Source organism: Piscinibacter sp. (assembly GCF_050175855.1).
Lineage (GTDB): Bacteria > Pseudomonadota > Gammaproteobacteria > Burkholderiales > Burkholderiaceae_C > Piscinibacter.
In genome coordinates, this window is sequence record NZ_JBFXIO010000255.1 from 1 (window position 1) to 7,584 (window position 7,584).

General features: G+C 69.1%; 7 protein-coding genes. 3 read left to right on the plus strand and 4 right to left on the minus strand.

Features of this window, described 5'->3' with window-relative positions:
- From AB7U92_RS17765 to AB7U92_RS17775, 3 genes are all read left to right on the plus strand, one after another.
- A partial coding sequence (locus AB7U92_RS17765) for a molecular chaperone DnaJ (RefSeq protein WP_428579855.1) occupies positions 1-784 on the plus strand: 784 nt, incomplete at its 5' end.
- Between the two features lie 68 nt (positions 785-852).
- Positions 853-2,484, plus strand: a complete 1,632-nt coding sequence (locus AB7U92_RS17770) for a response regulator (RefSeq protein WP_428579858.1) — start codon at positions 853-855, stop codon at positions 2,482-2,484.
- Between the two features lie 61 nt (positions 2,485-2,545).
- Positions 2,546-4,174 carry a phosphoethanolamine transferase gene (locus AB7U92_RS17775; RefSeq protein ID WP_428579871.1) on the plus strand — a complete coding sequence of 543 codons (1,629 nt, stop codon included), beginning with the start codon at positions 2,546-2,548 and terminating at the stop codon, positions 4,172-4,174.
- 18 nt (positions 4,175-4,192) lie between these two features.
- Here the strand turns inward: AB7U92_RS17775 and AB7U92_RS17780 are convergent, their stop codons facing one another.
- From AB7U92_RS17780 to rpsR, 4 genes are all read right to left on the minus strand, one after another.
- Positions 4,193-5,311 carry a PA0069 family radical SAM protein gene (locus tag AB7U92_RS17780; protein ID WP_428579860.1) on the minus strand — a complete coding sequence of 373 codons (1,119 nt, stop codon included), beginning with the start codon at positions 5,309-5,311 and terminating at the stop codon, positions 4,193-4,195.
- A gap of 43 nt (positions 5,312-5,354) precedes the next feature.
- On the minus strand, positions 5,355-6,776 hold the full coding sequence (dnaB, locus tag AB7U92_RS17785; protein WP_428579863.1) for a replicative DNA helicase: 1,422 nt from the start codon (positions 6,774-6,776) through the stop codon (positions 5,355-5,357).
- 127 nt (positions 6,777-6,903) lie between these two features.
- On the minus strand, positions 6,904-7,356 hold the full coding sequence (gene rplI / locus AB7U92_RS17790; RefSeq protein WP_428579866.1) for a 50S ribosomal protein L9: 453 nt from the start codon (positions 7,354-7,356) through the stop codon (positions 6,904-6,906).
- 12 nt (positions 7,357-7,368) lie between these two features.
- On the minus strand, positions 7,369-7,584 hold a 216-nt coding region (rpsR, locus tag AB7U92_RS17795), incomplete at its 5' end, for a 30S ribosomal protein S18 (RefSeq protein WP_428579868.1).

Below are 7,584 nucleotides of genomic sequence, written 5' to 3' on the forward strand. Positions count from 1 at the left end.
GTATCGCGGCGCCGACCTCAGCTACGCGATGGAGATCACGCTCGAGGAGGCCGCCAACGGCAAGGACACGCAGATCCGCATCCCCGCATGGGAGACCTGCGAGACCTGTCACGGCAGCGGCGCCAAGCCCGGCACCAGCCCGAAGACATGCACCACCTGCAACGGCTCTGGCACGGTGCACCTGCGCCAGGGCTTCTTCAGCATCCAGCAGACCTGCCCGCACTGCCACGGCACCGGCAAGATCATCCCCGACCCCTGCACTACCTGCAGCGGCCAGGGCCGCATCAAGAAGACCAAGACGCTGGAAGTGAAGATCCCCGCCGGCATCGGCGAGGGCATGCGCATCCGCTCCAGCGGCAATGGCGAGCCGGGCACCAACGGCGGCCCGCCGGGCGACCTGTACATCGAGATCCGCGTCAAGCAGCACGACATCTTCGAACGCGACGGCGACGACCTGCACTGCACGGTGCCGGTCAGCCTGACCACGGCGGCGCTCGGCGGCTCGATCGAGGTGCCCACGCTGGGCGGCAAGGCCGAGATCGAGCTGCCCGAGGGCACCCAGCACGGCAAGACGTTCCGCCTGCGCGGCAAGGGAATCAAGGGCGTGCGCTCCAGCTACCCCGGCGACCTGTACTGCCACGTGCAGGTGGAAACTCCGATCAAGCTCACCGAGCACCAGCGCAAGCTGCTCAAGGAACTCGACGAATCCTTCCGCAAGGGCGGCGACAAGCACTCGCCGAACGCGAAAAGCTGGACGGATCGGGTCAAGGACCTGTTCAAGTAAAGCCCTTCAGCGGGCGCGGGAACGGCCGATAAGGAGTTGTCCAGACTCCTTTCCGGCCGTCACCCCGCATGGCACGCCAGCTGTATCCCGACATCGGCGACTGCCGCGCGCTCGTCATCGACGGCAACATGACCTCCCGCAGCATCCTCGCCGGGATGCTGCGCGACATGGGCGTGGGCCACGTCGCGTACGCGAGCCGCGCCGTCGATGCCCGGCGCCTGCTCGAGGCGCGCACCTTCGACGTGGTGCTGTGCGACTACCACTTCGACCACTCCGCGATGTCGGGCCAGGACCTGCTCGACGACCTGCGCCGCTCCAACCTGCTGCCCTACGCCACCGTCTTCGTGATGGTCACGGGCGAGGCGTCGTACACCCGGGTGGCCGAGGCGGCCGAAGCGGCGCTGGACAGCTACCTGCTCAAGCCGCACACCGCCGCCGCGCTGGAGCAGCGCGTGCTGCAGGCACGCCACCGCAAGAAGGTGCTCGGCCCAATCTTCGAGTCGATCGCCGCCGAGGATTTCGCCACCGCCGCGCAGCTCTGCCAGGAGCGCTTCGAGCAGCGCGGCGAATACTGGCTGTACGCCGCGCGCGTCGGTGCCGAGCTGTACGTGCGGCTCAACGAGCTGGAAAAGGCCCGCGCGCTCTACGAGGCGGTGCGCGAGGCGCGCGCCGCGCCCTGGGCCAAGCTGGGTATCGCGCGCGTCGAGCTCGAGTCCGGCCAGTTGCAGCAGGCCACGCGCACGCTGGAGAGCCTGATCGGCGAGCAGCCCACCTACGCCGACGCCTACGACGTGATGGGCCGCGTGCAGGTCGAGCAAGGTGACATGGCCGCGGCGCTGGAGACCTACCGCAGCGCCACCGAACTGACGCCCGCCAGCGTCTCGCGGCTGCAGAAGCAGGGCATGCTGGCCTTCTACATGGGCCAGGCCGAAGAAGCCACCGACGCGCTGGAGCGCACGGTCCGCATCGGCCTGAGCTCGAAGATGTTCGACTGCCAGAGCCTGGTGCTGCTGACCTTCTTGCACACCGACAAGCGTGACACCAAGGCCTTCGCCCGCGCCCTCGGCCACCTGGAACGCGCCGTCGAGAAGCGCCCGGACAGCGCCCGGCTGCGCCGGCTGCTGGAGACCGCGCGCATCCTGCAAGGGCTGGTGGAACGCCAGACGGCCGCCGCCGTGCAGGCGACCCGCGTGCTGGCGCGCCAGATCCGCGACGAGGACATCGACTTCGAAGCCGCCGCCAACCTGATCGCGGCGCTGGCGCGCGTGACCGGCACCGAGATCGAACTGCCCGACGGCGACGCCTGGATCACCGAGGTCGCCAAGCGCTTCTGCGCCTCCAAGGCCTCGGCCGACATGCTGGCGCTGGCGGCCTCGCCCCACCCGCCCTTCGAGGCGCTGGTGCGCGCGGCGCACCAGGCCATCACCGCCTCGGCCGAGAAGGCGATGACGCACAGCCTGAACGGGGCGCCGGAGATCACCGTGCGCACCCTGCTGGAACTCGGCTCGCAGACACTCAATGCCAAGCTGCTGGAAATGGCCGGCCTGGTGCTGAACCGCCATGGCGCCAAGATCAGCGACGCCTCCGCGCTGGTGCAGGAAATCAGCGGCCTGCGCCAGCGCTTCTGCACCCGCGGCACGCAGGTCGCCTTGGGCACGGCCTCCGGCCGTGCGGCGGGCGGCCTGACTTTGCGGCAGTGATGGCCGTTCACCGGATCAGGGCTTAAGTCGCGAACAAGCCGCGAATGGCATCCTGTTGCCGATGCGAGAAGTGATCGACCGATCTGGCCACCCTTGGAATCCCGTCACCCTGGCCCTGCTGATCAGCCTGTGGCTGGCCACGGCGGGCAATTGGCCGCTGTGGCGCGCCGTGCTGGCCTTGCCCGAGCATGCCGGCTCGCGCGGCCTGGTCTTCGCCGCCGGCTTCGCGGCCATGGTGGCCGCCTTCACCTTCGCGCTGCTGGCCCTGGCGGCCTGGCGGCGCGCGATCAAGCCGGTAGCCGCCTTCTTCCTGATCAGTGCCGCCGCCTGCGCGCACTTCATGGGCAGCTACGGCGTCGTCATCGACCCGACGATGATGACCAACGTCGTGCAGACCAATCTCACCGAGACGCGCGACCTGCTCAGCCTGCGCCTGCTCGCCAGCCTGCTGCTGATCGCCGGCTTGCCGATGGTGTGGCTGGCGCGGCTGCCGGTGCAGCGGCTCGGATGGCGAGCCCAGGCCGGGCGTAACCTTCTGGGGATCGCGGCGTCACTCGTCGCCTTCGTGGTGCTGCTCTTCGCGCTGTTCGCCGACCTCTCGGCCACGATGCGCAACCACAAGCAGATCCGCTACCAGATCAGCCCGCTCAATGCCTTCTACTCGACCGGCGCGCTGCTGCGGCAGGCCCAGGCGAGCCCGAGCGGGCCGCCGGAGGCGATCGGCCTGGACGTGCGCCTGTCCCCGCCGGCGCCCGGCGCACGGCCGCCGTTGTTCCTGCTCGTCGTCGGCGAGACGGCGCGCGCCGACCGCTTCTCGCTCAACGGCTACGGCCGGCCGACCAATCCGCAGCTGGCCACGCTCGACGTCGTCAGCTTCCGCAACGTGACCTCGTGCGGCACCAGCACGGCCGCCTCGCTGCCTTGCATGTTCTCGCACCTCGGCCGCGAAGGTTTTGCGGCGCGCACGCGTGACCAGGAAGACCTGCTCGATCTGGCGCAGCGTGCCGGCCTGGCCGTGCTCTGGCTGGACAACCAGTCCGGCTGCAAGGGCCTGTGCGACCGCGTGCCGACGGCGAAGGCCTCCGACGGCGCGCCCGCCGCCCTATGCAGCGACGGCGAGTGCCTCGACGAGGCCCTGCTGCACGGGCTCGACGCACGCCTGGCCGCCCTGCCCGCCGAGCGCCGCGCGCGCGGCGTGCTGCTGGTGATGCACCAGATGGGCAGCCACGGGCCGGCCTACTGGCGGCGCTCGCCGCCCGATCTCAAGCCGTTCCAGCCCGAGTGCGAGACCAACGCGCTGCAACAGTGCGACGAGCAGGCGCTGGGCAACGCCTACGACAATTCGATCGCCTACACCGACCGCGTGCTGGCCGGCGCGATCGGCTGGTTGAAGTCGCAGCGCAGCGCATTCGAGCCGACGCTCCTCTACGTCTCGGATCACGGGGAATCGCTCGGCGAGAAGGGCCTGTACCTGCACGGGCTGCCCTACAGCGTGGCGCCACGCGAGCAGACGCACGTGCCGCTGATCGTCTGGACGCCATCGGCGCAGCGCACCCAGTGCCTGGCCTCGCTGCGCGACCAGCCGCTCAGCCACGACCATCTCTTCCACAGCGTGGCCGGCGCGCTGGGCATCCAGGCTTCCGAGTACCGCGTCGCCCTCGATCTGTTTGCTGCCTGCCGCGCACCCTGACGTCAGGACATCCAGCGCTCAGAACAGCGAAGCCTGCTGCGGCGCCGGCGCAGCACCCGGCGCGCCGAACTGCGTCAGGTCAAGCGCATGGCGCTCGCGGTTGAGGCCCAGCCGGGCGCAGGCCTTCTCGAAGCGCTGCCGCAGCAGCCTCGCCCACACGCCCTCGCCCGTCATGCGGCTGCCGAAGCGTGCGTCGTTGTCGCGGCCGCCGCGCATCTCGCGCACCCTCGCCATCACGCGCTCGGCACGCAGCGGATAGTGGCGCTGCAGCCAGTCCTGGAAGATCGGGTTCACCTCCCAGGGCAGCCGCAGCACGATGGAGAACGCGCTGCGCGCGCCGGCCTCGGTGGCGGCGTCGAGGATGCGCTCGAGCTCGGGCTCGTTGACGAAGGGAATCACCGGCGACACGCTCACGCCCACCGGCACGCCGGCCTCGCTGAGCGCGCGGATCGTGCGCAGGCGTCGCTGCGGCGACGCGGCGCGTGGCTCCAGGATGCGCGCGAGCGCCGGGTCGAGCGTGGTCACCGACACGTAGACCGCAGCCAGGCGCCTTGCCGCCATCGGGGCGATCAGGTCGAGGTCGCGCTCGACGCCGGCCGACTTGGTGACCAGCGAGAACGGGTGGTTCCAGTCGCTGAGCACTTCGATCACCGAGCGTGTGATGCGCAGCTGCCGCTCCGCCGGCTGGTAGGCGTCGGTGGCCGAGCCGATGTTGAGCATCAGCGGCTCGTAGCCGCGGTGGGCCAGCGCCTCGCGCAGCCGTTGCGCGGCATTGACCTTGGCGACGATGCGCGACTCGAAGTCGATGCCGGGCGAGAGATTCAGGTAGCTGTGCGTCGGCCGCGCGAAGCAGTAGACGCAGCCGTGCTCGCAGCCGCGGTAGGGGTTGATGGAAAGGTCGAAAGCGATGTCCGGCGAGTCGTTGCTCGTCAGGATGGACTTGACCCGCTCCTCGATGATGCGCGTCTCGGGCGGCACCTCGACTTCCAGCGCCTGCTGGTCGAGCGTGCCCCAACCGTCGTCCCAGGGCTCGGCATGCTGGCTGCTGAAGCGGTGCTCCAGCGCCCAGGTCGTGCCCCGCCCCTTGGGACTGACGGCTTCGGCAGGGACGATGGCGATGCGGCGGGCGTGGCGCATACTGTAAATATATACAGTCTGCGCAACCTGCGCATCGGGATCGTCAGTACTCGTCTGCCCCGCCCATGCCAGGCGCGAGGTTGTCGAACTTCGTCAGCGGCTTCAGGAAGGTGAGCTTCACCGTGCCGGTCGGCCCGTTGCGCTGCTTGCCGATGATGATCTCGGCCACGCCCGGCTCCTTGCAGGCTTCCTTGGTGTAGTACTCGTCGCGGTAGATGAACATGATCACGTCCGCGTCCTGCTCGATGGCGCCCGATTCGCGCAGGTCGCTCATCATCGGCCGCTTGTCGGTGCGGGTCTCGACCGAGCGGTTGAGCTGCGACAGCGCGATCACCGGGCACTTCAACTCCTTGGCCAGCGACTTCAGGCCGCGCGAGATCTCGCCGATCACGGTGGCGCGGTTCTCCTCGCTGGTACCGCCGCTGCCGCTCATCAGCTGCAGGTAGTCGACGATGATCAGGCCGAGCTGGCCGCACTGTCGCGCCTGGCGACGCGCCCGCGCACGCACCTCGCTGGGCGTGAGGCCGGGGCTCTCGTCGATGTACATGCTGACCTTGCCGAGCTTCTCGACGGCCTCCGAGAGGCGGCCCCACTCGTCGTCGCGCAGCCGGCCGGTGCGCAGGTTGCTCTGGTCGATGCGGCCGAGCGAACCCACCATGCGCAGCGCCAGCTGGGCCGCGCCCATTTCCATCGAGAACACCACCACCGGCAGGCCCTCGTTGACGGCCACGTGCTCGCCGATGTTCAGCGCGAAGGCGGTCTTGCCCATCGAGGGGCGCGCCGCCAGGATGATCAGGTCGCCCGGCTGCAGCCCGGCGGTCATCTTGTCGAGGTCGTAAAAGCCGGTGCGCACGCCGGTCACGTCCTCGGCGCCGTTCTCGTGCAGCTCGTTGACGCGGTCGATCAGCTGCACCACCAGCTGGTCCATGCTCTGGAAGCCCTGCTTCGAGCGCGAACCTTCCTCGCCGATGCGGAAGATCTTGCCTTCGGCCTCGTCGAGGATCTCGTTGACCTGGCGGCCCTGCGGATTGAACGCCGCGGTGGCGATCTCGTCGGAGGTGGCGACCAGCTTGCGCAAGATGGCCCGCTCGCGCACGATCTCCGCATAGCGGCGCAGGTTGGCCGCGCTCGGCACGCTCTGCGCCAGCGCGTTGAGGTACACGAGGCCGCCGCACTCCTCCGCCTTGCCCAGGCTCTGCAATTGCTCGAAGACAGTGATCACGTCGGCCGGCCGCGTGGCGTTCACCAGCGTGCCGATCGCACCATAGATGTGGCGGTGCTCCCAACGGTAGAAGTCGCTCTCGGTGAGCAGGTCGCCGGCGCGGTCCCAGGCGCTGTTGTCGAGCAGCAGGCCGCCGAGCACGCTCTGCTCGGCCTCGATCGAGTGGGGTGGCACGCGCAGCCGCGCGACCTCGTCGTCACGCACCGCAGGGGTCGATTCGGGAGACTCGAAGACCTTGGACATGCTTGTGGGCAACCCTGTGGACAGCCGGTGATCGATCGGGGGAAACCGCGGGACAACCTGTGAAAACGCGGCCCGCCAAAGACAAGGGCCGGCGTATGCCGGCCCTCTTGCGGTCGCGGGGGCTACCTTAGTCGGTTTCGCCGATCACGACAACCTTGACTTCCGCCATCACATCGGTGTGCGGCACCACGGTCACGGTGTGCTCGCCGACGGTCTTCAGCGGACCGCTGGGCATGCGCACCTGCGCCTTGGCGACCTTGAAGTCGATGCGGGTCAGCGCCTCGGCGACGTCCTGGTTGGTCACCGAGCCGAACAGGCGGCCGTCCACACCCGCCTTCTGCGTGATGTGCACGGTGCGGCCGTTCATCTTCTCGGCCAGCGCCTGGGCGGCGGCCAGCTTCTCGGCGGCGGCCTTCTCGAGCTCGGCGCGCTTGGCCTCGAACTCCTTGATGGCGGCTTCGGTGGCGCGGCGGGCGGCCTTGGTCGGGATCAGGAAGTTGCGGGCGTAGCCGTCCTTCACCTTGACCACGTCGCCGAGGTTGCCGAGGTTCTGCACCTTTTCGAGCAGGATCACTTGCATGTCGTTGCTCCTTTAGACCTTGTGCTGGTCGCTGTACGGCAGCAGGGCCAGGAAGCGAGCGCGCTTGATGCAGGTGGTCAGCTGGCGCTGGAAGAACGCACGCGTGCCGGTCAGGCGGGCGGGCGTGATCTTGCCGTTCTCGCTGATGAAGTCGCGCAGCGTATCGACATCCTTGTAGTCGATTTCCTTGACGCCGGTGACGGTGAAGCGGCAGAAGCGCTTGCGGCG

Excerpts from the sequence above, each read along its gene's own strand:
- AB7U92_RS17770 (WP_428579858.1), top strand. The coding sequence starts at position 853 with ATGGCACGCCAGCTGTATCCCGACATCGGCGACTGCCGCGCGCTCGTC.
- AB7U92_RS17775 (WP_428579871.1), top strand. The coding sequence starts at position 2,546 with ATGCGAGAAGTGATCGACCGATCTGGCCACCCTTGGAATCCCGTCACC.
- AB7U92_RS17780 (WP_428579860.1), bottom strand. The coding sequence starts at position 5,311 with ATGCGCCACGCCCGCCGCATCGCCATCGTCCCTGCCGAAGCCGTCAGT.
- dnaB (WP_428579863.1), bottom strand. The coding sequence starts at position 6,776 with ATGTCCAAGGTCTTCGAGTCTCCCGAATCGACCCCTGCGGTGCGTGAC.
- rplI (WP_428579866.1), bottom strand. The coding sequence starts at position 7,356 with ATGCAAGTGATCCTGCTCGAAAAGGTGCAGAACCTCGGCAACCTCGGC.